General features: G+C 41.5%; 25 protein-coding genes. 11 read left to right on the forward strand and 14 right to left on the reverse strand.

The window, feature by feature from the left end:
* Positions 1-247: 247 nt before the first annotated feature.
* The 6 genes from HG267_RS00145 to HG267_RS00170 form a co-directional block, all read right to left on the reverse strand.
* Complete coding sequence (locus HG267_RS00145) at positions 248-1444, reverse strand: LL-diaminopimelate aminotransferase (protein ID WP_194007940.1); 1197 nt, start codon at positions 1442-1444, stop codon at positions 248-250.
* Positions 1445-2006: 562 nt separating this feature from the next.
* A complete protein-coding gene (locus HG267_RS00150; RefSeq protein WP_045874617.1) occupies positions 2007-2342 on the reverse strand; it encodes a thioredoxin family protein in 336 nt (111 codons plus the stop codon).
* 48 nt (positions 2343-2390) lie between these two features.
* On the reverse strand, positions 2391-2549 hold the full coding sequence (locus HG267_RS00155; RefSeq protein WP_155539666.1) for a hypothetical protein: 159 nt from the start codon (positions 2547-2549) through the stop codon (positions 2391-2393).
* Positions 2550-2623: 74 nt separating this feature from the next.
* Positions 2624-3412, reverse strand: coding sequence for a PspA/IM30 family protein (locus HG267_RS00160; protein WP_045874619.1), 789 nt, complete (start codon positions 3410-3412; stop codon positions 2624-2626).
* A gap of 163 nt (positions 3413-3575) precedes the next feature.
* Complete coding sequence (locus HG267_RS00165) at positions 3576-4286, reverse strand: PspA/IM30 family protein (protein WP_045874620.1); 711 nt, start codon at positions 4284-4286, stop codon at positions 3576-3578.
* 229 nt (positions 4287-4515) lie between these two features.
* Positions 4516-5763: a hypothetical protein gene (locus HG267_RS00170; protein WP_045874654.1), complete on the reverse strand. Its 1248-nt coding sequence runs from the start codon at positions 5761-5763 to the stop codon at positions 4516-4518.
* A gap of 773 nt (positions 5764-6536) precedes the next feature.
* On the opposite strand from HG267_RS00170, the gene HG267_RS00175 reads away from it, so the two are divergent.
* A complete protein-coding gene (locus HG267_RS00175; RefSeq protein ID WP_045874621.1) occupies positions 6537-7067 on the forward strand; it encodes a pentapeptide repeat-containing protein in 531 nt (176 codons plus the stop codon).
* Positions 7068-7341: 274 nt separating this feature from the next.
* Here the strand turns inward: HG267_RS00175 and HG267_RS00180 are convergent, their stop codons facing one another.
* The gene (locus HG267_RS00180; RefSeq protein ID WP_045874622.1) at positions 7342-7866 is read right to left on the reverse strand and encodes a DUF937 domain-containing protein; all 525 of its coding nucleotides are present in this window, start codon (positions 7864-7866) and stop codon (positions 7342-7344) included.
* A 167-nt stretch (positions 7867-8033) separates the two neighbouring features.
* Here HG267_RS00180 and HG267_RS00185 point away from each other — a divergent pair, with 167 nt between their 5' ends.
* The 3 genes from HG267_RS00185 (at position 8034) to HG267_RS00195 (ending at position 11278) form a co-directional block, all read left to right on the forward strand.
* Positions 8034-8285: a UPF0175 family protein gene (locus tag HG267_RS00185; RefSeq protein WP_045874623.1), complete on the forward strand. Its 252-nt coding sequence runs from the start codon at positions 8034-8036 to the stop codon at positions 8283-8285.
* Positions 8278-8763, forward strand: a complete 486-nt coding sequence (locus HG267_RS00190) for a DUF3368 domain-containing protein (RefSeq protein ID WP_045874624.1) — start codon at positions 8278-8280, stop codon at positions 8761-8763. The genes HG267_RS00185 and HG267_RS00190 overlap by 8 nt, the downstream gene beginning before the upstream one ends.
* Before the next feature lie 232 nt (positions 8764-8995).
* Positions 8996-11278, forward strand: a complete 2283-nt coding sequence (locus tag HG267_RS00195) for an ATP-binding protein (RefSeq protein ID WP_045874625.1) — start codon at positions 8996-8998, stop codon at positions 11276-11278.
* 544 nt (positions 11279-11822) lie between these two features.
* Here HG267_RS00195 and HG267_RS00200 read toward each other — a convergent pair.
* The 3 genes from HG267_RS00200 to HG267_RS00210 all read right to left on the reverse strand — a co-directional run bounded on the left by HG267_RS00200 (position 11823) and on the right by HG267_RS00210 (position 13449).
* Positions 11823-12161 carry a DUF6636 domain-containing protein gene (locus HG267_RS00200; protein ID WP_052335460.1) on the reverse strand — a complete coding sequence of 113 codons (339 nt, stop codon included), beginning with the start codon at positions 12159-12161 and terminating at the stop codon, positions 11823-11825.
* A gap of 192 nt (positions 12162-12353) precedes the next feature.
* Positions 12354-13154 (reverse strand): PhnD/SsuA/transferrin family substrate-binding protein, encoded by an 801-nt coding sequence (locus HG267_RS00205; protein WP_045874626.1) that lies wholly within the window; start codon positions 13152-13154, stop codon positions 12354-12356.
* A gap of 1 nt (position 13155) precedes the next feature.
* Entirely contained in the window at positions 13156-13449 is a 294-nt protein-coding gene (locus tag HG267_RS00210) for a hypothetical protein (protein ID WP_045874656.1), read from the reverse strand.
* Positions 13450-13676: 227 nt separating this feature from the next.
* Between HG267_RS00210 and HG267_RS00215 the strand changes: the two genes are divergently transcribed.
* From HG267_RS00215 to HG267_RS00240, 6 genes are all read left to right on the forward strand, one after another.
* Complete coding sequence (locus tag HG267_RS00215) at positions 13677-14339, forward strand: bifunctional 4-hydroxy-2-oxoglutarate aldolase/2-dehydro-3-deoxy-phosphogluconate aldolase (RefSeq protein ID WP_045874627.1); 663 nt, start codon at positions 13677-13679, stop codon at positions 14337-14339.
* 24 nt (positions 14340-14363) lie between these two features.
* Positions 14364-14876: a L,D-transpeptidase gene (locus HG267_RS00220; protein ID WP_045874628.1), complete on the forward strand. Its 513-nt coding sequence runs from the start codon at positions 14364-14366 to the stop codon at positions 14874-14876.
* A gap of 760 nt (positions 14877-15636) precedes the next feature.
* Positions 15637-16173, forward strand: coding sequence for a L,D-transpeptidase (locus HG267_RS00225; protein ID WP_045874629.1), 537 nt, complete (start codon positions 15637-15639; stop codon positions 16171-16173).
* A gap of 219 nt (positions 16174-16392) precedes the next feature.
* Positions 16393-17781: a histidine--tRNA ligase gene (gene hisS, locus HG267_RS00230; RefSeq protein WP_045874630.1), complete on the forward strand. Its 1389-nt coding sequence runs from the start codon at positions 16393-16395 to the stop codon at positions 17779-17781.
* A 318-nt stretch (positions 17782-18099) separates the two neighbouring features.
* A complete protein-coding gene (locus HG267_RS00235; RefSeq protein WP_045874631.1) occupies positions 18100-18888 on the forward strand; it encodes an HpcH/HpaI aldolase family protein in 789 nt (262 codons plus the stop codon).
* A 62-nt stretch (positions 18889-18950) separates the two neighbouring features.
* Positions 18951-19406, forward strand: a complete 456-nt coding sequence (locus tag HG267_RS00240) for a RidA family protein (protein WP_045874632.1) — start codon at positions 18951-18953, stop codon at positions 19404-19406.
* A 14-nt stretch (positions 19407-19420) separates the two neighbouring features.
* On the opposite strand, the gene HG267_RS00245 is transcribed toward HG267_RS00240, so the two are convergent.
* Together HG267_RS00245 and HG267_RS00250 are read right to left on the reverse strand one after the other, a co-directional pair.
* A complete protein-coding gene (locus HG267_RS00245) occupies positions 19421-20236 on the reverse strand; it encodes an alpha/beta fold hydrolase (RefSeq protein ID WP_045874633.1) in 816 nt (271 codons plus the stop codon).
* 74 nt (positions 20237-20310) lie between these two features.
* On the reverse strand, positions 20311-21234 hold the full coding sequence (locus HG267_RS00250; RefSeq protein WP_045874634.1) for a 3-keto-5-aminohexanoate cleavage protein: 924 nt from the start codon (positions 21232-21234) through the stop codon (positions 20311-20313).
* Between the two features lie 415 nt (positions 21235-21649).
* Between HG267_RS00250 and HG267_RS00255 the strand changes: the two genes are divergently transcribed.
* Positions 21650-21958, forward strand: coding sequence for an antibiotic biosynthesis monooxygenase family protein (locus HG267_RS00255; RefSeq protein ID WP_235623142.1), 309 nt, complete (start codon positions 21650-21652; stop codon positions 21956-21958).
* 316 nt (positions 21959-22274) lie between these two features.
* Here HG267_RS00255 and HG267_RS00260 read toward each other — a convergent pair whose 3' ends face one another.
* Positions 22275-23084: an alpha/beta fold hydrolase gene (locus HG267_RS00260; RefSeq protein ID WP_045874636.1), complete on the reverse strand. Its 810-nt coding sequence runs from the start codon at positions 23082-23084 to the stop codon at positions 22275-22277.
* Between the two features lie 39 nt (positions 23085-23123).
* Entirely contained in the window at positions 23124-24611 is a 1488-nt protein-coding gene (locus HG267_RS00265; RefSeq protein ID WP_045874637.1) for an amidohydrolase family protein, read from the reverse strand.
* Between the last annotated feature and the right edge of the window lie 293 nt (positions 24612-24904).

The raw sequence follows: 24904 nt of genomic DNA on the forward strand, positions 1-24904 counted from the left end.
AAATAATTGGAATCAAATTATCTTCGTTAGTTATGAAGAATGGGCAATTTATCTCCATATACGAGTTTGGACAAGATAGATTGTATTTTTATGCCCAAAAAAGCGCTCAAATAAGAGCAAATACACAACTTTAACTCAACAAAATACTGAGCAATTTTGTCAAAAATATGAGGGTGCATTCAATCTATGTAATGCACCCTCATATGCTATAAATATTTGTCAAAGCAGCCAAAGCTCACAATCAACCCTACAGAAACTCAGCAATTCTCTCAACAGCAGTTTCTAATAAAGGTGGCTCATGCACCAAAGCAAAGCGCACATATCCTTCACCAGATTTACCAAAGCCAGTACCAGGAGAAGCTGCTACACCAGTTTTTTCGACTAGTTGAGTACAAAATTCCCGAGAATTTTGGCTCCAAGTAGGAGGTAGCTTTGCCCAAATATACATTGTGGCCTTGGGGGTAGGAACGTGCCAATCAATGCGATGTAAGGCATTAATAAAAGCATCACGACGTTTGCGGAAAGTCTCAACAGCTTTTTCCACTCCCGCTTGTGGGCCAGTCAAAGCGGCGATCGCGCCATTCAAAATCCCACGATATTGATTAAAATCGACGGCTGCTTTAACTTGGCGTAAAGCGCGAATTAATTCAGCATTACCAATTGCATAGCCAATTCTAAAGCCACCCATATTGTAAGACTTAGACAGGGTGAAAAATTCAATGGAAATGCTTTTATCGGGGTCTGCTTGCAAAATTGAGGGCACTAAAGCCGAATTTGCTCCCAGTCCCTGATCCCCTGTCCCCTCAAACACCAAATCTACATAGGGGAAATCGTGAACCAGGACGATATTATGTTGCTGACAAAAAGCTACTGCTTCTTTAAAGAAAGATAGCGGCGCGATCGCAGCTGTGGGATTGTGGGGATAACTTAAAACCATCATCCGCGACTGTGCTAAGACAGCAGCCGGAATATCGCTCAATACTGGTAAAAAACCATTTTCTGCCCGTAATGGCATTGGATAGATTTGACCGCTAGCTAAATATACACCTCCAGCGTGGGAAGGGTAACCAGGGTCAAGCAGCAAGGCAAAATCGCCAGGATTGAGCAATGCTAGAGGTAAATGTGCTGTACCTTCCTGAGAACCGATTAAAGGTAATACCTCAGTTTCCGGATCGACCTTAATCCCAAATTTTTTTTCGTACCAACTAGCAGCCGCTTGACGAAAGCCTTGAGTAGCATGGAACAGCAAATAACCATGTGTACTCGGGTCGTGAAGCGATCGCGCGATCGCTTCAATTACATGAGCTTCCGTTGGTAAATCCGAAGAACCTAGCGACAGGTCAATAATCTCTCTCCCAGCAGCCAAAGCGATCGCCTTGGCTTTATCCATATCTGCAAACACATTAGATTGCAGGGGTTGTAAACGCTTTGCAAATTCAATCATAATCAACCCCTAAGGGTAATTCAAAATTCAAAACAAAGAAAATAAAGGTCAAACAATGGCGGTGTAAAACCAATTCCAAATTCACAATTCAAAATTTAAGAAAGCCAGATTTCTCATGGGTTTCCGAGTTTGAATCTGTTACTGAATTTTGGAAACTTGATGTCAGGCTTGGTATAGATGAGTCCGCTCAATAAAATTGATTGGCTCAAACAAGGATGCTGTTAACTTCCGACTCAATAATTGTTGATAAAAGAGAAAATGACAAGAGGAAAGAGGTAAAGAAAACATCTTTAACTCTTACCCTGTGATTTTTTCTTTAAACCCAATTTCGAGTAGAAAATCTATCCGTTGCAGTCTTACATCAGACTGGCATATACTTTGCACCCAATACCCTTACACCCGCCGTAAAGGGCTTGTCATTTATTTGTACTTGAGACTGTTGACAGTAGGAGGGATAAAGGATGAAGAATGAAGAGAGAATTATTACCAGCCGCCGTAGGCGAAAAAATACACTATTGATAAGTAGGGTAATTTTATCCTTCATGCTTCAGCCTTACCTTCACTAATTACTATTTAAATGTTCATCTAAAAAGCTGAGTAATTTGTCTTTACCAATGACACCCTCAGAGGATGCCAAAAGTGCGTTGTCTTTAATGAGTCTTAAGGCTGGTACGCCTTCTACCTGATACTGCTTTACAGTAAGTGGGTTGGGGTCAATTTCCATTTTGACAACTTTTAGGCGATCGCTGTATTTAGTAGCAGCTAAGTTAATTAATGGTGACATGAGCCGACAAGGCCCGCACCAAGAAGCCCAAAAGTAAACCAACACTGGCAGATCGGTTGTTAAGACTTCGGTTTCAAACTCAGCATCAGTTACGGTGATTACACCCTTACTCATTGCAGTCTCCATGAGGTGGCATCTATCAAAATGGGCACACAAAATACTCTATCCCAAACTGAGGACATATTGGGAATGGGGCATGGGGCATTGGGCATTGGGAATGGGTAATGGGTAATGGGTAATGGGTAATAATAATTTCCCTTTTTTTTCCTTTTCCCTTTTCCCTTTTCCCCTTTCCCCCAATCCCCAATCCCCAATCCCCAATCCCCAGTCCCCCCAGATACAAAATCCCACAACCAAAGGGCGTGGGATGAGCTTTCATCAGTTTGGTGAAGATATTACATCTGATCCAATTGCTTGCGTAAAGACTCCAACTCAGCATCCACCACTTCATTGGGTTTCGGCTGTGTGCTTTGTTGTTGGGGTGTTTGAGGTGGTAGTGCGGGTTGATTGGCTGAACTAGCAGGGCCTAAGGTCATTTGGGCTTTTAGGGCTGCTAATTCATCGTCAACATCACTACCAGCTTCCAACTGTGCAAATTGACTTTCTAAATCAGCACCAGCTAATTCTCCTGCTGACTGCGCCCTAGCTTCTTGCATCAGGACTTTTTCTTCCATGCGCTCAAAAGCCGCCATTGCACTGCTGGTATTCATACCCCGCACCATACCTTGCAGTTGTTCTTGGGCTTTGGCGGTGGTAATCCGGGCTTTGAGCATTTCTTTCTTGGTTTTAGCCTCAGAAATCTTGCTTTCTAGCTGGATGAGGTTGCGCTTGAGGGTTTCAACTTGCCCACTTTGTTGATCTAAGCTAGTTTTCAGCGCAGTGCCAGTTTCAGTGTAAGTTTTTTTACGTTCTAGGGCTTGCCGTGCTAGATTTTCATCACCTTTTTGTAGGGCTAGTTGGGCATTGCGTTGCCACTTATTAATTTCATTTTGGGCATCATTGTACTGTTTCTCAGTGCGTTTTTGTGCCGCGATCGCTTGGGCAACACCCTGACGCAGCTGTACTAAGTCTTCCTGCATTTCCAGGATGGCTTGTTCCAGCATTTTTTCCGGATCTTCTGCTTTATTTACCAGGTCGTTGAGATTGGCACTGACTACTCGCTTAATTCGATCAAATAATCCCATAACTTTGTTTTTTCCTTGTGTTGTTTACGCAATTTGTTGGACAGTTAAGCTTTTTACTGTTTAATAGCTACTTATTCCAATGTAATCTTTCCGGTCTGGAACAGTACCTCCCAACACCCCTTAATTGTTAAGATATACTCCCGCCTCAGTAATTGCCCAACGATCAAGAGTCTTGATTTTTGGGTAGCTGTTGTTGTGATGGTGTGTTATTTGCATCATCAAAAACCTGCATTTTCATTGCTGCTAGTTCAGCATCAATGTCATTGCTAGATTCTAATGAAGCAAATTTCTTTTGCAGATCGTCGCCACCCAGTTGCGCTATAGCTTCTGATTGGGCTTCTATTTGCAAAACTTTGTCTTCCATACGCTCAAATGCATTGAGACTGCTGGTTGAGGAAACTCCGTTGAGCATTTCTTGCAGCTTGGCGGATGCTTCTGCAGAACGGGCGCGGGCAATAAACATATCCTTTTTGGTTTTAGCTTCGGATATTTTTAATTCCAGCGTCCGCATATCCTGTTTGAGTTTATCCACCAAAGTATTTTGCTCTAACCTTTGTTCAGAAAGAGTTTTGGCAGTTTCTTGGTAAACTCGGCGTTTAGTGAGAGCTTCTTTGGCGAGAGGTTCGTTACCTTGTTGTAGAGCCAGTTGCGCGCGACGATACCATTCTTCGGCTGTAGAATCAGCCGCAGCAGCTTGTCGTTCGGTACGTTTTTGGATGGCGATCGCTTGTGCTACTCCTCGCCGTAGTTGCATCAAGTTTTCTTGCATCTCTAAGACGGTTTGTTCCAGAACCTTCTCTGGATCTTCCGTACTGCCGATTAAACTATTAAGGTTAGCGCGAAACACCCGCAGGATACGCTTCATCACTTCCATATCGGCTCTCCATTCATTTTGTGCCAGTCAGCCCAACTCCTTTGGCGAATTTATAAAGTCAAAAAACTTTATGCTTAGGCTTTGGGATGTTGTAACTGAGTTCCCTGTTTGCTCTCCAGCTTGTTTGCCAGGTAGGGTATGGTATTTTTCTTTCCATCATGCTGTACTGGGCAGAAGCTAAATTAATTGATATTTACTTCATTATCGCCTAGATTTTCGCCACTTATGGCTATTCCACTCTGGCTGGAATTCCGCGTTTTTGTAATAGTTCTAGATGTTTTTTTACTTCTTTTTGAGTTTTAAAAGCACCTAGAAAAATCAGCTTGTTATCCTTTGATAAATAAGCATCAGGAATTACCTGTCTGGCGGCAGCAAAAGACCTTTCATTTTGATTATCGGTGACTACGTGATAAAACCCATCTGCTGAAGGTTTGGTCTGTGGATTGAGCTGGAAGGGGGCGGCGTTTGGTGATGGTGCAGGCGAATTGATAGGAGCCGCAGGTTCTATCGTTTGTACTGGCGCTGCTGCTGTAGGATTTGCTGGTTGTGGCGCAGATAAGCCTGCGGGGGGTTGTACTGGTTGTACGGGGATCTGATTAGGTAATGGTGCGGGGTTGGCTTTGCCTTTAGGTGTTAAGCCGATAACATCATTAGGATCTTTAACTTCCGGAAACTCTTTGGCTGCTAGATTAGGATACTTGGGTATAGGTGTGAGTAATGTTTCCGGCGGTGCTTGGATATTAGTTTCTACATTGGCTGTATTTTCTGCAGGTGCTGAAGATTTACCATTAAAAACGTTACTTAGCTTTAACTGCGTCAAGCTTTTGGGATTAAATACCACATAGCCTAAAGTCAAACTTGCTACTAATAACAGCAGCATTGAACCTATGCCCAAAGGTGAAAGTATACCGTCATTGGCAGTGCTGGGGCGTTTCGCTGGTGATTCTTCGTCAGTGACACTACGTAACAGCGCTTCACTAGATTCTAAATAGTTATCAGGCTCGCTTGGTGGATCATCTGACTGTAGAACAGTATCATCCTCATCAGGTGGTTCTGTACGTACTATGCTGCTAGCTGGAGTTGGCGGGACTGGTGGCGGTGGCGGTGGTGGAGTGAGCGTTGTCGCCACCTCTGGGGTTGAGGATAACTGAAGATGATCTAGTTCCTCAAACCTGACTGTATCCGTAGCTGCTTCTAACAGAGGATCTGGGGTTACAGGTGCAGGTGGCGTGGGTGATTTAATATCTGTTGACTGAGATTGTTCGAGAATTGCTTGGGCGATCGCTTGTGGTGTACTGCCAATATAACTAACTACACGAGGATTGGCTAATCTCGAGGTATCGCGTGTGCGTCTATACCGCGCTAATTCTTGATCTAACTGGACTTCTAAACTTGCCAATGCCGAAGCTAGTCCTGGCTTCAGTCCAGGTGTTTTAGATGATTGAGTACGGGAATCTATTGGTAAATTTTGACTCATGGCCTGCTCCATAAATTTTGATAATTGAATTGCCGTCTTGCCATCACGGTCAATTGATCAATCATAATTAGGACAACTGTAAACACGTTGTGACAGTGGTACACTAGCCGTCACAACACAGGGAAGTCTTGTAATGGACTGGCTCATTTTTTCAGCATCCTGAATGAATTGTTCTAGTATAGACTCGAGAAACAAACTCAATCATGGCTTATGTAACTGACCCAGATCTGTTTGTTATGGGGGTCAACAGCCAATACTTGTCGGTTAAGAGGAAAAAGGGGAATGGGAAAAGGGAAATAAAAAACCTTTAACCTTTTCCCCAAAACCAATTTTGAGTTCACAACGCTTAACTGAGTAGTATTGGGTCAACAGCAACTCATGCATATTAAAACTGGTTTTCAAGTTTTTATCAGCGAAAACACATTTAATTTGTATATTAAATTTTATCAATCTCTTGCGGGGCAGTATCTAGCCTGCTGCCCTGATGATGTAACTTGAATTTTAATGAACTTATCTGAAAAAGACGCGATCGCTACACTTAACGTCTTTTCTACCACAAAGCCCTAATTCGCAAGCTGCCATAACCATCCTAAGAGTGAAATCAAATAACAACTTTAGGCGGTAACTAAAAAAATTATTAATAGATAACATAGTTTAACCATCGTCTGAACAAATAATTACGAATTACAAATTATTTTGAAATTATCTGTTACCCATGCTGGGTAATAGATTGCGATCGCTCAAACAGCAGTAGTAACTAGCGGAGGATCATGATGAAAGCAGAAGAACTTCTTTCTAACTATGCCGCAGGCGCAAGAGATTTTACTGCTGTCAACCTCAGCGAAGCCAATTTGAGAGAAGCCAATCTCAGTGGGGCCATTTTAGATAGAGCAATTTTAGATGGTGCGAATCTCAGCCATGCAAATTTAAGCCAAACTAGCCTGATTGAGGCTGATCTCAACGGTGCAAATTTGAGTGATGCTGACCTGACTGGGAGTAATCTCACTGGAGCTATCTTAGATGGTGCTATTTTAGATGGGGCTGTTTTAGATGGTGCTAATTTGACTCAGGCTGATTTAACTGTTGCCAAGCTAATTGAAGCTAATTTGAGTGAGGCGGAGTTACACGAAGCAACTTTGGTAGCTGCAAATTTAGATAAAGCCGATTTAAGTGGCGCAGACTTAACCGTAGCCGACCTCACCCAGGCGAATCTTGCTCAAGCAGACTTAAACCAAGCCAACTTAAACGGCGCAAATTTAGAGCAAGCTAATTTGGAAGGGACGATTTTGGATGAGAATGGTTGAATTTGTCATTTGTCATTTGTCATTTGTCATTTGTCATTTGTCATTTGTCATTTGTCATTTGTCATTTGGTAATTGGTAATTGGTAAAAGGGAAAAATTTTGAATTGTTTATTTTCCTCATCTTTCTCATCTCCAATCCCCATTACCCCTTATCCCCACAACAAAGAGAATCCAGGGAGACAAGGGAGATTCTGCCATAATTCTCCCTTGTCTTCCTTATTCACCGATGTTGTGACAAACAGATTTTCATTAAAAATCAAAAATTAATTTTTGATTTATCTGCCCATATAACGACTAGCCATTTGGATAGCGTCAGAAATATCGACATCGCCATCATTATCGGAATCTAGGAAACTGCTGAGTACTGGATTTCCCCCAGCTTGGAAACCTTGAGTATTAGCACCAGATTGCAAGAAGTTCAGCACCACAGGCACAATTTGGGGTAGTAATTGTTGAATCAAACTAGCATCCAAACCCGTGCGTTGAGCAGCAAATTCCGCCACTTGTTGCTGTAACGCAGGCGAAAATATGGAATTAACGGCTGCGGAATTAGGCGAAGTCCCTGCAAATTCATTGACTACGGATTCCACAGCTTCACTACCTTCTGTAGCTTGCTTTTCTTGTAAAGCCGATCGCACTTGACCACCTACAACCGACAACAGCGATTGAATTGTAGAAGCATCTGCACCAGTGCTATTACTCAATTGATCTACAGTGCTAATAATACTTCCCAATTGTCCCAAACTGCCTTGCTGATTGGAATTGGCAACAGCACCAAGAATTTGATCAAAAAGTCCCATAAGTTTTTTCTCCTTATGTTAGTCTCAAAATCAGTGGTTGATGGCACATCGTCTAAGATGAATCATCCCTACAAGCATCTTAGAAGAAAACCGCAGAGACATCAGTTACTAGTTTCCAAGTATGGGCTGCAACTAAAATTCATTAACGCACTCTTTAAACAAACACTATGACCAGAGTAAATCTAGACTTACCCGAAGAAGTATTCTCAGCCCGTCGTCTGACTCCAAATGATTTTGTACGTGATATGCGCCTAGCGGCGGCTATCTACTGGTATCAAAAAGGTGAAATTTCCCAGGAAAAAGCTGCCCAAATTGCAGGTTTAAACCGCCGCGACTTTCTTGCAGCCCTTGCTCGTGAGCAAGTAGATGTGTTTACTGTAGACTTTGATGATTTGCAACAAGAATTAAACCGTGGCTGAATATCCTGCAATTAACACCTCCCCTCTGATTTTTTTGACTAAGGGTGGCTTTCTCCATCTATTGCAGATAGTCAGTCCAGAAATTATTGTCCCCCAAGCTGTTGCTACGGAAATTCAAGCATACGGGGAGATAGATGTAACTGCAATGGCGCTGGCTGCTACTTCTTGGTTGGTAGAAGTTGTTACATCCCCTGTTCCACCAATTATTCAGAGTTGGGATTTAGGCCCTGGTGAATCTGCTGTTTTAACTTGGGCTTATGTAAATAATGGAACTGAGGTAATAGTAGATGATTTAGCCGCTCGTCGTTGTGCAATAGCTTTGGGCATTCCAGTACGGGGAACTCTAGGTATAGTTCTTACTGCGAAACAACGAGGCGCAATTCCAGCAGCGCGTCCGGTTTTAGAACAACTACGCCTCTGTGGAATGTATTTGTCCGACAAAGTGATGAATCAAGCACTGGCATTAGTAGGAGAGTAAACAATGGTCAAGGAAGATGCAAAAATTAAGGAGGAAATGGGTAAAGGCTTTAAACCCTTCACCTTTGACCTTTTCCCTTTACCCAATCGACACCTGTCAATATTTGTGTGTTGAACTACTAGATTTGTGGAGATAGCGATCGCACTTTGCTATTGTCGGTGTTTTCCGCAGGTATTTGGGCATTATATGGCCAGCCTTTGCTGCAATATGATGCCAGACTCTTGCTCAAATCATGTCCTTGAACTCTGCCAACAAGCACCTTCCCAAATCAAATAACCGGATACAACTCAACTTAATTCTCATTGTGCCCTTTGTACTGCAAATTTTTGCGGCGGTGGGATTAGTTGGGTATCTCTCATTTAAAAATAGTCAAAAAGCTGTGAACAATCTGGCTGAACAGTTGATTGATAAAGCTGGTCAGCAGGTTGATGATCGCCTAGATATGTATTTGGCGTTACCCATTCAATTAACCCAAATAAATGTAGATGCGATCGCTAATCGCGAATTAAATCTTAACGATCCCATAGCTAGCGGACATTATTTTTGGAGACAAGCCAAAGCTTTTCCTCATCTCAGCTATGTGGGCTATAGTTTAATCGATAAAAGAGAAGCTGGCGCAGGACGTTGGATTAAAGGAGTTGACTTAGTACTCTATGAGAATTTGAGCAGTGGTAAAGCTTCCGACTATGTTGCTGATGCTCAAGGTAAGCGGGCTAAACTTTTACAAAGCTATGATTTCAATCCGTTAACAGAGCCTTGGTATAAAGATACCGTCACCGCAGGCAAGTTGACTTGGAGTAAAATTAAAGCGGCGGAAATTCGTAATTCACAATTTACTGAGGCGGGAAAAGCACTGCAAAGGCAGGATAATTCTTTAGATAATGGGCTGGACTATTACATTGCAGTTTCGGCTGCGGCTCCATTCTATGACAACAACCGCAAGTTACTGGGCGTAACAAGTATCGATTTGGCGCTAACTAGTATTAGTGATTTTCTGCGTCACCTCAAAGTTAGCCCAGCCGGTCAGGTGTTTATTATTGAGCGTAATGGTAGGTTGGTTGGGAGTTCTGGTAATTTTCCCATCTTGTACAAGGTAAATAACCAAGTAGAAAGATACAGCATCTTTGATATTCCCGATCGCCTCATTCGCACTGTCGCGCAAGGCTTGCAAAAGCGGTTTCATACCCTGCAAGCAATCCAGAATCAGCAAGAGTTTAATATTGTTTTCAACCAAGAAAGACAGTTTGTGCAAATCAAGCCGTGGCGAGACAAATACGGTTTAGACTGGCTGGTGGTTGTGGCTGTACCCGAATCCGATTTTATGGCACAAATTCATGCTCACAATCGTACAACTATGCTGTTGTGTTTGGGGGCTTTGGTAATTGCCACAATTATTGCAATTTCTACTTCTAGGCGGATTGCTCAACCAATTTTACGGCTGAGTCAAGCAGCAGAGGCGATCGCCAATGGTAAATTGGATCAAAATGTAGCTTCCTCAAATGTCCGCGAATTAGATATTCTGGCTCGTGCTTTCAACTACATGGCGCAGCAATTGCAAGAATCATTTCAGGCTTTAGCACAAACCAATGAACAATTAGAACATCGTGTAGAAGAACGGACTGCGGACTTAACAAATACTCTCCAAGAACTGCAACAAACCCAAGCGCGAATGATTCAATCCGAAAAAATGTCCAGCTTAGGACAAATGGTTGCAGGCGTTGCCCATGAAATCAATAATCCGGTTAATTTTATTCATGGTAACGTCGATTTTGTCCATGATTATACTGAGAGTCTTTTGGAGTTAGTGCAACTATACCAAAGCGAATATCCCAACCCCACATCAGCGATCGCAGAAAAAATTAGCGATATAGATTTAGAATTTGTCAGCGAAGATTTGCTCAAGTTACTCACCTCCATGAAATTGGGGACTGAACGCATCCGCGAAATTGTCAAATCTCTGCGAAACTTCTCCCGCTTGGACGAAGCGGAAATAAAAGAGGTTGATATTCATGAAGGTATTGAAAGTACATTGCTAATTTTGCATCATCGCTTACAACCTGAACCTGGTGCTGTGGCGATCGCAGTCATGCGCGATTATGCTACCTTACCGCTAGTCGAGTGTTATCCTGGGCAACTCAACCAAGTATTGATGAATATTCTGGCAAACGCCATCGATGCAATAGAAGAAGCCAACACTCACCGCACATCTGGGGAAATTCAAGCCAATCCCAGCCAAATTACCATCTCCACCGCAGTCATCGATGCTGATTGGATTAAAATTGCGATCGCTGATAACGGCTTAGGAATGACAGAAGCCGTCATTCAGCATATTTTTGACCCTTTCTTCACGACAAAACCTGTCGGTAAGGGAACAGGTATGGGGATGTCAATCAGCTATCAAATAATTACAGAAAAACATGGCGGTAAATTAGAGTGTTTTTCCACTCCTGGTAAAGGAACAGAAATTGTAGTTCAAATTCCTATCCGTCAGGTAAATTCTCAAATAAGTACTTAAACATTCAGGATATCCGATCGCAAACTACGCCTAATGTGAATTAGAAACGCCTCTTATGCCATAAGTTTTCAAGATTTACTTCTCATTAAACGTCACCTATTAAGATTTACGTAAAAACCGATGAAAGTCTTATTCCTCTGAGTTCTCTGCGTCCTCTGTGGTTCGATTATCAGCCCTGCCTATAAGTATTTATTTATACTAATTTAAATACTGTTGGCGACAGATAAATTCTTTGTAGGGGCACGGCACCAATCATTGGTGTCAACATAAGCTAAAAGCGATATAGGATAGGCGTTGTACAAATACCTCGCGCCCTCATCCCCTAACCCCTTCTCCCGCAGGAGAAGGGGAACTAAATCTCTAGCTCCCTTCTCCCTGTGGGAGAGGGGCTGGGGGTGAGGGCGAAACCTTGCAACCAAGAGAGTTTCACGTTAAGTTGACACCAATGGGCACCAATAAGATATTTGATATGCCAAAAGATTTTGGATGCCGTGCCCCTACCCATCTGTCGCGTTCTTTTTTCAAAATGTATTACTCAGATTATTCATTGATCACCGCTGATGATTTTCCAGCCTTCACGACTGAGAAAGAAACCATTACCGCTAGCATTAGTACAAGTCAGCCCAGTTCGCTGCGATAAACAATTGAATCCTGCTTGTTTCCAGCTACTGCCGTAAGATAATTTGTAATTAGCCTCAAAAGTGTCACTAATACAGAGAATTTCGGGTTTGCCAGACTCAGATAGTAAAAACCCACCTCCCCAATCATATTCACAATAATGAGGATAAGGTTGAGGCGGTATAGGCTTGAGTCCACTGTTAATTTCGCAGCGTAGGGCATCTTGCCCGCCACATAAGCTGGGCGGACAAGATGTCCACCCCACAATAAATACTGGGATATTTTTTTATTTGGAAGTCCCTAACTGCAACTATCAAGCAACTATTCTCAAATAAAATCCCCCAGTGGAGTGCTGAGGGATTTACTCTGGAACGCGATTTGAGAACAATATACAATACAATTGTACTATATACGCACTAAAAAATCATTAAGAAATTCCATTGTGGTGTCATAAATCTCACAAAGACTCATAACCTGCTTTGAGAGCGGCATTGTAGATATCAGCGATCGCGTTATAATCTGCTAGCTCCACTGCCGCAAATTGCTTGACTCCCACTCGTTGCATTGCTGTCTGTAGTTCAGCATCCGGCTCAAGCAAAGCTAACTGTATCTGCTGAATTATTGATTTCCCCAGATGCAGAGCTGCAACCAAAGGTGGCATAGGACAGGGGCCGAGTGCCTCAACTACGCGCAAGTACTGATATAACTCGGGAAAATCCTGTAATTCTTGTTCTAATACCACACTATCAATAGCCGCACAATCTACCTTTCCTAGTGCTACCCAGCGAATAGAATTTTGGTGAGAACCTGATTGTATAGCTTTGCTAAAAAATTGTTGGGGATATTTTCCCTGTAACAAGCGATGACGCAACAGATTATAGCCGCTGTTAGAACCTGGATCGTTATAACACACCGTTTTACCAGCTAAATCATCAAACTTGATGACATCACTATCAGCATTGACTATGACATCTGAAAAGTAAACCGGACGGTTGCGATAACGCGGCGCTTGCATCACGGGTGCAACAACAGGCTGCAACTGATCCAAAACTATCTGAGAATAACGAATCAGGGGTAATCCACAAATAAAAGCTAGGTCTAGTTGGTCTTTTAAAATCAGAGGATCTAATAAAGGGTCGCATTCACCCTGCTTTAATTGCGTTTCTGCTCCCAAAATCCTATCTAAATAAGCCAATACTGCTTCGTAGAAACCAAACCAATTGGGAGCTAAATAAGAAATAGCTTGTAATTTTTTCAACTTATTTACTGGTGGATTCTACTGTATCTTGAGCAATGTTGAAACCTGAAAATAGCTTGCGGGAATACCAATGAAAACCCAAGAAAATCATACTCACCAAGGTCAGCAGCATCACACTAAAAATCGTTCCGTATGCTTTAGTATGCCACCACAATTTTTGTACTGCTGTACCAGCTATTCTCACAAGACTCCACAAGCTACCTTGATTGATATGCTGAGAAGCGTGAATTATGATTTCCTCGGACGTTACTGTGTTTTGCTGTTCTAAGATGCCCAAGGGCTTGTTGCTCAACATTGCCATTTTGATAACTCCTCTAGACCCTAAAATCAATCAGATCTCTAAAAACTACGGTAAGTCGATAGGAATAAAGCATTTTATAAAAATATGCCATAGCTTGGTTGAAGACGCAAGCTAGGCATTAGCCATTGATGTTTGTAGTTGCAGAGGATATGAGGCAGGGAGCAGGGAGCAGGGGAGAAAAGCAATTACCCCAATGACAAATAACAAATGACAAATAACAAATGACAAATAAAGCTTGGTTATCAAAATTGCGACAACACCGCGCGATCGCAGTTATTCGTGCGTCAAAGATGGAATTAGCAAAGCAAATGGCTTTGACAGCCGCATCTGGGGGAATGCAGCTGATTGAGATTACTTGGAATAGCGATCGCGCTGGGCAATTAATTAGCCAGCTTCGTGCCGAATTACCAAACTGTACAATTGGTACTGGTACGCTATTTAACGTCCAGGAGTTACAACAAGCGATCGCCTGTGGAGCAGAGTTTCTTTTTGCGCCTCATGTTGACTCAGCAATGATTCAAGCTGCTTTAGAGCAAAATATACCGATTATTCCCGGGGCTTTGTCACCTACAGAAATTGTTACCGCTTGGAATCATGGTGCTAGTTGTGTAAAAGTTTTCCCGGTAGATGCGGTAGGAGGCGCGAGTTATATTAAAAGCCTGCAAGGGCCTCTAGGGGAAATTCCCCTCATTCCTACTGGAGGAGTGACTTTAGACAACGCCAAGGAATTTTTGCAAGCAGGTGCGATCGCTGTTGGTTTAAGTAGTCAATTATTTCCTCAGCATTTAGTTACACAAAACAATTGGGCAGTAATTTATCAGCAAGTGCAAATTTTGATACAGCAATTAGGGTACTTTAGGGTAGAAGCAGATAATTTTCCCTAAACACCATAGTTAAGTATATTTACGATGAAAAATAAAAATCATCATCGATGGATACACCGATTACCCATATTTATGACTGGTGTAGCACTCAGTTTGATTGTGGCAAATCCTGGAATTTGTGAAGTTACCGCCAAAGCTAAAGATGATACCGTTACGCAAACAATCGAGACACTAAAACAATCAGATCAACGCTGGATTCAAATTAATCTTTCTACACAACGGCTAATAGCTTGGGAAGGTAAAACACCTGTTTATGCGATCGTGATTTCTACGGGTAAAAAGTCTACTCCTACTCGTATTGGTTCGTTTAAAATTCAATCCAAACATAAATCTACGCGGATGCGTGGTAGAAATTACGATGTTCCAGATGTACCTTATACCATGTATTATCAAGGTAGCTACGGAATTCACGGTGCTTACTGGCATAATAAGTTTGGCACTCCAGTTAGCCACGGCTGTATAAATGTTGCGCCCAATCATGCTAAGTGGTTATTTAATTGGGCATCTGTAGGAACTCCCGTATTTATTCATAAATAGCGAATTTTCTGGCAATTAAACACCATTCCCAAACAATCTTCTGAAGAGATTCTCATATCAAAATTCCCTGGGAATCTCTGGAATATAACCACATGATATTGAAGTAAAATATAGAGGATAAGGCTAATAAACTCCTTCCTCAAGCCGGATGTAAATCTAAAAAAATTCTGTATGACATCTTCAGGTAGGTACTGTTGAACATCAGGGTGTAAATGCAATATATAGTAGTGTCGATTCTCCTAAAATTGCTGGTGTTTAAAGCCTATTATTCCAACCTGACAAAATATACTTTTTAATTTCATAATTCAGAGTTATTAGAAACTGCACAAATACAATTATTTTGTGTAGCAATACCCTGGGCGTATATTGCGTACTTCCTTAATTAATATTTAATGGAGTTTAGCTATACCATGCGTTAATACACGCTTAATGACGCTGCTAAACAAGATTAGTATTTGTAGCTAGCGAACAGAATTAATAACTATTTTTCTATCCGTAGTGAAATTATCTGCATGATATATCTATATATGAATTAATTCAAATATGATATGTCACCGATTAATTCTTTCTAGAAAAATAAAATTCCCGACGGATGAATCAAATTAACCATCTGAGAATTGTCATTTTAACCTATATTTAATCTTCTGATCGGTCTATATAAAATCGATATATCTCTGCCGAAAGGACATTGTGCCAGAAATGCGGAAAGATTCAAGGTTAAAGAAGCAAAATTTAGCAGACGAAGAGAAGGTGAGACTTTATGCAAACCAAAATTTACAGGAGTTTGTTTAATCGTTCAGGTAATTGCTGTACAAGTTTATTGTTGATATTGGCAACTTTATTCTCTTGGTCGTCGCCAGTTAATATTGACTCCAAATTTGCTCAAGCCAGCGCTGCTGCAATAGATAATCAGCCAAAGGTATCTCAACCTCAACCAAAATCCCCCACCCGTAAGATTGAAATTGACTTATCCGAGCAACGTTTATTGGCTTGGGAAGGTAAAAATTTAGTTTATTCATTCCGTATTTCTACAGGTAAACGCGCAACTCCTACACCTAAAGGTAAATTTACAATTAATTCTAAGTATCGCTTTAACCGAATGCGGGGCGAAGACTACGACATTCCTGATGTCCCTTATGCTATGTATTTTTATGAAGGCTATGCTATTCATGGTGCTTACTGGCATAACAATTTCGGGACTCCAGTTAGTCACGGTTGTGTAAATTTGAGAGTTAAGCAGGCGCGTCAACTGTACAACTGGGCAAAAGTTGGGACTTTAGTCGTAGTACATAAATAGAAAGTCATCGATAAAGGAGCGATCGCAGTTTATATGCGGCATACCTCATTCTCATCTAAAATCTAGCTTGAAAAGTTTGCTCAACGGGGGGAACCCCCGCACACAACGCCAGTTGCTTCTCCCAAGGGGAGACGCTACGCGAACAAGCCGGGGAACCCGTCCAACGCACTGGCTCAACTTTTCGCAAAATCTCAAGTCTAAAACTGGCAGTGTAAGGTTATGGCAAAAGGTGACAGAATTAATTTTTCTACCCCTAGCGGGTTCCCAGAGTTTCTTCCTAGCGAAAAACGCCTGGAAGTATATTTACTAGATATCATCCGCAGAGTTTTTGAAAGTTACGGGTTCACGCCCATCGAAACCCCGGCTGTAGAACGCTTAGAAGTACTACAAGCAAAAGGTAATCAGGGTGATAACATTATTTATGGTATCGACCCCATCCTGCCACCAAACCGCCAAGCAGAAAGAGACAAAGCCGGGGAAACTGGTTCCGAAGCTAGGGCTTTAAAATTCGATCAAACAGTTCCCTTAGCAGCATACATTGCCCGTCACCTCAACGAATTAACCTTTCCCTTTGCGCGCTACCAAATGGATGTTGTGTTTCGGGGTGAACGCGCCAAAGATGGACGTTTCCGCCAATTTCGCCAATGTGATATTGATGTGGTGGCTCGCAGTCAACTCAGCTTGCTTTATGATGCTCAGATGCCTGCAATTATCACCGAGATATTTGAAGCTATTAATATTGGTGATTTTCTCATTCGGATAAATAACCGCAAAATTCTCACAGGATTTTTTCAATCTTTAGGCATAGCTGAAAATCAAATTAAAACTTGTATTAGTATTATCGATGATTTAGAGAAAATTGGTGAAGCCAAAGTCAAACAACAATTAGGCAAAGAAGGCATTTCACCAGAGCAAACCCAAAAAATTATTGAATTTATTAATATTAAAGGTAGTGTGTATGAGGTATTAGATAAACTCAAGCACCTTTCACAAAATCTCCCCGATGCCGAGCAATTAAGTCTAGGTGTTAATGAAATCGAAACAGTAATTGCCGGGGTAAGGAATTTAGGCGTTCCCGAAAAGCGTTTCTGTATTGATTTATCGATAGCTCGCGGTTTAAATTACTATACTGGCACAGTTTACGAAACAACTCTCATTGGACATGAAGCTTTAGGTAGTATCTGTTCTGGTGGCAGATATGAAGAATTAGTGGGGATGTTTATCGGTGAGAAAATGCCTGGTGTCGGCATTTCCATTGGCTTAACTCGCTTAATTAGTCGCTTGCTAAAGGCTGATATTTTAAAGACTCTACCTGCAACACCTGCCCAGGTAGTAGTAGTAAATATGCAAGAAGATTTAATGCCGACTTATTTGCAAGTTTCGCAACAGTTGCGCCAAGCAGGAATTAATGTAGTTACAAACTTTGAAAAACGCCCTTTAGGTAAACAATTCCAAGCAGCAGACAAGCAAGGAATTAGATTTTGTGTAATTATTGGCGCTGACGAAGCAGCAGCGCAAAAATCATCGCTGAAAGATTTGCAAACAGGCGAACAAATAGAAGTGATGTTAGCAGATTTAGCTGCAGAAGTGAAACGCAGACTTCAGTAGTGATGTAATCGATTGGGAAAAGAAAATTAGAAAAAGTCTTTTTCCCAATACACAACAATTAATTTAATAAGTTTTTTAAAGATAAGTTGATTTTTTATCTTTAATGATGGGTCAATATTTGACACTAAATTATCAAATTTTAACTTTGCTTACATAAAAATAAAAAAAGCGATCGCATCCTCGGATTGTTACTCGGTAATGCGACTATCTACATAATTGTCTAATTTTTAGCCAGCGACGAATTACTGACCACGAAGTGTAATTCCCATTGCAGAATGAGATTGGGTAGTATTGATGCTTGAGAAGTAATTAGGATTTATGTTCAGACCTAATAGACTGAAGAAAATGCTCCAAACCAGTTCCCAACCCATCGGTTGCTGGATTTTTTTCTCAGATAGTGACTCAATCGAACTGCTTTCTATGTGTGGTTTCGATGCCTTTATTATCGACCACGAACATGGCGCTATGGATATGAGCGTCTTAGTAGAGCAACTCCGCGCCGCTCAGGCAACAGATGTGACCTGTATTTTGCGTGTACCTTCACACGATCCAGTCTATATCAAGCGAGCCTTGGACATGGGTGTGGAAGGTATACTTGTACCGACCGTAGAATCAGCAGATGAAGCGCGGGCCATTGTCGCCGCTACCCGCTATCGACCTCATGGCGGACATCGAGGTATTGGTTATCTCGAAAGCCGAGCAGCTAACTGGGGTTTGGCAGCGCTAGATTATCCTGCCAATTATCGAGAGAACCTACTTATAGCCGTTATCATCGAAACTCGTCGGGGTTTCGAGAATGTTAAGGAAATTGCCGCAGTTGACGGGATCGATATGGTATTTTTAGGGCCAGGCGATCTGACAGCAGACATCGGGGATGATTTTCCTGCACTGACCAAGCTTGGAGATAATTCAGAACTTAATCGGCTGATGGCGGAAGCTGAAGCGATAGTCCTCTCCACTTCCGATTGTTGGCTTGGGGGCATCAGTCTCAATGCAGCTGGGGGTCGCGCACTGTTTGCTAAGGGCTATGATTTCGTGACACCTGCTGCTGATGGCTGGATGCTGTCTGATGCGGCGCGTTCGGTTGTCACTGGGATGAGAGGTTAAAAACTGCTGTTCTCAAGTTGGATCAGGTTGATTTGTAGTTGAAACAGTATGGAGCTGCTTACATGGCCATTAATCGTGAAGTCATTATTCCCAAAGGCATGGAAATTTTATATGAAAAGTATCACTACTGCCCAGGCATTAAGGTAGGCAATACATTATATATTTCAGGACAAGTGGGACGGGATGAAAATTTACAGGTAGTAGAAGGAGTAGAAGCCCAATTTGTCCAGACTTTTGAAAATGTGAAAAAGGTACTAACAGCAGCAGGAGCGACTTTTGATGATGTGGTAGAGATGATTACTTACCATGTGACAGGGACGAATCTCGGTAATTTGCAAGTTCCGTCTGCTAATGGTTCAGAACAGCGATTTACCATTCCCCACCTGTCACTGTTTATGCAAGTGAAAGACCGCTATTTTACTAATAACTTTCCGACTTGGACGGGATTTGGCATCACAGCTTTATCTACACCCGGACTAATTGTAGAAATTAAGTGTACAGCAGTCCTCGAAAATTAGCGGCTGAACTATTCTCAATCGTTGAGAAATGGGATTACTACCTGCGCTACTTCTTCTGCTATCTGATTCATCATGCAAATTGTGCCTTGTTCAAATTCCACAACTTTGCCATGAGGAATTGCTTGAGACAGAAAATAGCGATCGCCTGCTTTGGCTAAATTCAATTTTTCAAATTCTTTGACATCATCCATTCCCCAAATAATCAGAGTTGGACACTTGATGGCACGAAATCTTTCTGGTGCATCCAGACAGTAATTACCTACAGCCCAAACTGCATATAAAGGATGACCAAAACATTTTAAATCGTCTAAAACCCAACGGTGATTTAATTCAGCAGAGCCGACGTATCGAGAACGGGCTAACCATCTTTCCATGAGATGAGAGCCATCTTCTTGGATTTTAAAACCTTCCTCAACTCTTCTAAATAGCTCTGCTTGACCTCCTTCACCAAAACCAGCTACGTTACCTAAAATTAATTTGTCAACGCGATCGCCATAACTCGCAGCTATTTCTCCGGAAACAAAAGCGCCAGTATGGTTTCCCATAATGCTGGTTTTTTCTATACCTAATTCATCTAAAAGTGCGATCGCTGTTTTTGCATAGTCAGCGATTGTATACATTCTGGGTGGTTTATCTGAATCACCAAACCCCATCAAATCCATTGCGATGACTCGTCTGTGTTCAGCCAAGAGTGGCATCAGTTCGCGATATTCATCACTACTGCGGGGGTTCATGTGCAGTAGCAGAATGGGTTCACCTTCTCCACCAATGCGATAAAGAATCTGTCCGTCTTCTGTGTCTAGAAAAGCTCGTTTAATCTTTTGTGTCATGATTTTTGAGCGATCGCAATTAGATTTATCTTTAGGTGGGCATCGCCCACCCTTGTATATTAAAAAAAGTGCTATTAGTTAACAGTTGCCTGTAACTTTTCAGTAACAGCAGCTCGCGGCGGCATCTTCAGAATCTCACGCGCCTGTGCTGGTGTTGCCACTTCCCGACCGAGTGTATGCGCCATCTTGGCAACCATCTCGACTAATTCGCCGTGGTGCGGCTTGCCAAAGCGAGTGTAAGCATAATCTCCCAGTCCAATTGCAACATGTCCCCCAAGGGTAATTGCCCAGGATGCTACCCTCATCACATCTCCATTCCAGCAAAGTACCAACCACTGGTTACCCGCAGGCACCTCAGCTATAAACGCCTGCAAACCCGGTAAAGTCGGCGCAGCGCCAGCCGGCATTATTTCCCCAGTAAAGACAAACTCCCAAAGCGTTTCTTTGGGCAGCAGTCCCATTTCCTGAAAGCAACGCGCTGTTCGCATTTGCCCTACGTCCCAACAAACTGAACTCACATAGATATTGTGTTTTTTGAATACTTCCAGCACCGCCTTGAGGTTTTCACGAGTATTAACATACACCTGATCGTAGGTGGTAAACTGTTTTGCCTGGGGATTCCAAAAGTCTACGTTGAGCGATCCAAAATCCACAGGTGCCATGTCAACCCGCAGCACTGGATCATCATTCACTGCCAAGATATGCCGGACGCGATCCTCTACCTGATTCTGTGTAATGTAGCCTAGCGTCGGATGGATGAGGAGATCCGTCTGTTCGCGAATTCCCTGTATCACTTCGAGATAAAGTTCCACATCGTTACGTGGTGTCCCACTCTCTGGATCTCGTCCGTGCCAATGGAAAATTGAAGCCCCTGCTTCCCAAGCACGAACTGCTTCGCGGATGATTTCTTTTGGAGAGTAAGGTAAAGCTGGATTGTCCTCGCGCTTGGTGATTTCGTTACAACGACACTCGATAATCAATGGTAATTCGTTGTTCATCGTCTTCCTTTCAGTAGGTAGGCAAATTTATTTACATATTTAATTGACAGTTATATTTTTGGTTCTCTGCGCTCCCTCTACGCAAAAATATTTAATCAATTTTGCATGATTACTGCATAATTTTCCCAAAAATCAACTACTTTTAATACTTCTTCGGAAATTTGATTGCCAGTTCTGGATGATGGCTGCTAGTTTATTATCCGAGTTGATTAGAAATTTATTATAGAGATATACAGTATTTTCAGATACACCTGGAGATGCCTAATGACAAGACCAAGTAATTTTGTGAGTATTCTTTGTAGATTGGCGATTTCAGTTATTGTACCACTTGCTGTTTTTACACAGATTGAAACCATCGCAGTATCAGCAGAACCCATACCAAAATAATTCTGCTACTACCCAATCCAAGAAAGTTGTGGCACGTATTTGGCATGGTACTACTCCGACATCGAAAGCAGATGAATACTATACTTATTTAGTAGAAGCGGGAATTAAAAAAATCGAGTCAATTCCTGGTAATTTGGGGACGCAAGTCCTGCGCCGCAATAATGGCAATAATACAGAATTTACGGTGATTTCTTATTGGGAATCACGAGATGCAATTCGTAAGTTTGCTGGTAACGACATTGAAAAAGTTAGACCTCTTCCTAGAGATAACGAATATCTCATAAAACCTGAAACTACAGTTAAACACTTTGATGTCATGATAGACGATCGCAAATAATTTTAGGTCGTTACATTAACAATGTCAGTGGCTGCATTAGCAATGTTAACCGATACATTAACAATGTCAGTCGTTACATTAGCAATGTTAACCCATAAATTAACAATGTCGGTGGTTACATTAACAATGTCAACCGATACATTAGCAATGTCAGTCGTTACATTAGCAATGTTAACCAATACATTAACAATGCTGATGAAGCAACTTGTATGTACACCGTAGCCCCGCAAGCAGGGCGGGGATGTTTGTTGGATATTTTGGCTTTAGACAATACTGGGGTGGGGTAATGCGGATCTTGATTAGCTGATGACTAATTTTACAGAAAATTGACTACCAATTTTAATATGTCTTCTGGCATTTGATTTACCATCCAAAGAGTTCCGCCTTCTAATTCGACACTTTGACTATGAGGAATCGCTTCTTTGAGCCAAGATTGATTTTCTGCTTTGGCTAAACCAGCTTTTTCTAATGGTTCTAATGCCTTGTCTCCCGACATAATCAAAGTCGGACAGTTAATTAAACGAAATCTTTCTGGAGCCGAAAGACAATAATTTGCTACTGCAACACCAGGATATATAGTAGAACCGAAAGATTTTAAATCATCTAAAACACAACGGTGATTTAAATCTCCTGTGCCAACATAATTAACACGAGATAGCCATCTTCCCATCAAATGCGAGCCATCTTCTTGCACTTGATATCCCTGAGAATATCGCTGGAGAATGTTGTTTTGTTCTGCTGCATCAAATCCAATTACATTGCAGAGAATGAGTTTTTGGACTCGTTCTGGGTAGGCGGCTGCAACTTCTCCCGCGATATAACCCCCTGTTAGACTACCGAAAATGCTGGCTTTTTTGATGCCTAACTCGTCCAAAAGTGCGATCGCATTTTTAGCATAGTCTGCAACTGCATACACTCTAGGCGGTTTGTCAGAATCACCCAACCCCATTAAATCCATTGCAATTACTAAGTTAGTAGCTGCCAAACTCGGCATCAATTCTTTAAATTCATCACTACTGCGGGGAGTCATGTGCAGTAAAAGTATCGCTTCACCTTCGCCACCGATACGGTAAAGAATTTGTCCATCCTCTGTATCTAAAAAAGCTCTTTTGATACGTTGGCTCATTTTTTATACTCCCTACATTACCAATTAAGGACGATATAACTAAGCATTTAAGCCACTATGGGAACGTTTTAAATAACGTCCAGTAGGCGAACCTAAAACTTGACCATTGTTGTAAATCAAATTTCCTCGTAAAAAGGTACTCTTCACCTTACCAGTTAATTCTGCACCTTCAAAAGGTGTGTAACCTTGTTGTGACTCCGACTCAGCCGCACTTACCACAAAAGTTTCATTGGGATTTACTAATACTAAATCAGCATCATAACCAATAGCAATATCTCCTTTTTCTAACAAGCCAAAACGCCTTGATGGGTTCCAAGATAGCAACTTAGCCATGTGGTTGTAAGACATTCCTCGCTTACTTCCTTCACTTAAAACACCAGAAAGTAAATATTCTGTACCGCCAAAACCAGATTTAGCTAACCAAATATTATTGGGGTATTTTGCACTGCGTTTTTGTTCAGCAGAACAGCAAGCATGATCGCTAACTATCCAATCTACTTGATGATTTAGTACTGCTTGCCATAAATATTCCACATCAGCGCGGGGACGAATTGGCGGGTTAACTTTTGCCCAAGTCCCATTAGGACTATCAACATCTAAGAGCAAATGTCCTACAGTAACTTCGCGGCGAAAATTAATATGAGGAAAAGCAGTTTGCATAGTCAAAGCTGCTTCCATTGCTTTACGGGAACTGAGATGTAATAAATTGATATTTGCACAGTTGGTTTCATGTGCCAAATAAGCAGCAATGCAAATTGCTAAACCTTCGGAATGCGGTGGACGGGCTGCACTATAAGCTTTTAATCCACTCAAGCTAGAATCATTTTCTACTATTTTGGTGTAGGCGTTGAGAATTTCTGCAACTTCACAATGCAAACTCAAACTAATAGTATCTCGTGCTGCTGGATGTGCTGCCATTAGGCGAGTGAGACCACGCATAATGAATTCAAAATGGGCAAAGTCATAGCGTTCCTCTTTATTAATCATTAAAAAGAGATTTTGCTGATCTGATAAACCATGCAAACCATAACCGCCATAAAACATAAAAATTTTAAACGAAGATACTCCATATTCTTCATATAGTAGCGGAATTTCTTCGATATGCTGACTAGCTATTGGTGCAATATGATAACTGTAATCAACAAAAAAATTACCTGCAGATAACGCCAATACTTCCGGGAAAAAATCTTTGTAAGCGCCACCTTTATTGAGATAATACTGTCCTGTGCGAATGTAATTTAGGCTAGTAGTTACACCTCCCATTGCCGCAGCTTTGCTTTCAGTGACAGCATCTTGATCTAGAGGTTGATAGATACCTATGTGCATATGAGCATCTACAACACCAGGAAATCCTAGCAAATTTTGGGCATCAAATACTTGTTGACTTTTATCGGGACTAATATTTGGCGCAATCTCGATAAATTTGCCATCTTTAATTCCTAAATCTAGGAGTTCGACATTATTATTATGAGGACGAACTACCCACACATTTTTGATAATTAAATCTAATAATAAAGCTTCAGACACAGTAGACCTCAAATTTAAATTAGTACAGTACCCAAAGTTTTAATGTTCAAAGTTGATATCAATCCAGAGGATATTATTTCATTCAATTATTCTACAATTTAAGTTATAGAACACTGTTTTATTAATAAATTAGTGGGAATACATCAACCTTTGTTAAGGAATGTAAAAATTTAGGAATCACTTTTGTCATCACTTCAGACCCGTGAAAATCAGCTAAGTAGAGAAATCTCTCTGTAAATTTAGTTACTTGCTGTGATTCGTACTGGTTTGATGGGCAAACTTAACAGAGAAGT

Origin of the sequence: Tolypothrix sp. PCC 7601 (assembly GCF_025677855.1) — a bacterium.
GTDB lineage: Bacteria > Cyanobacteriota > Cyanobacteriia > Cyanobacteriales > Nostocaceae > Aulosira > Aulosira diplosiphon.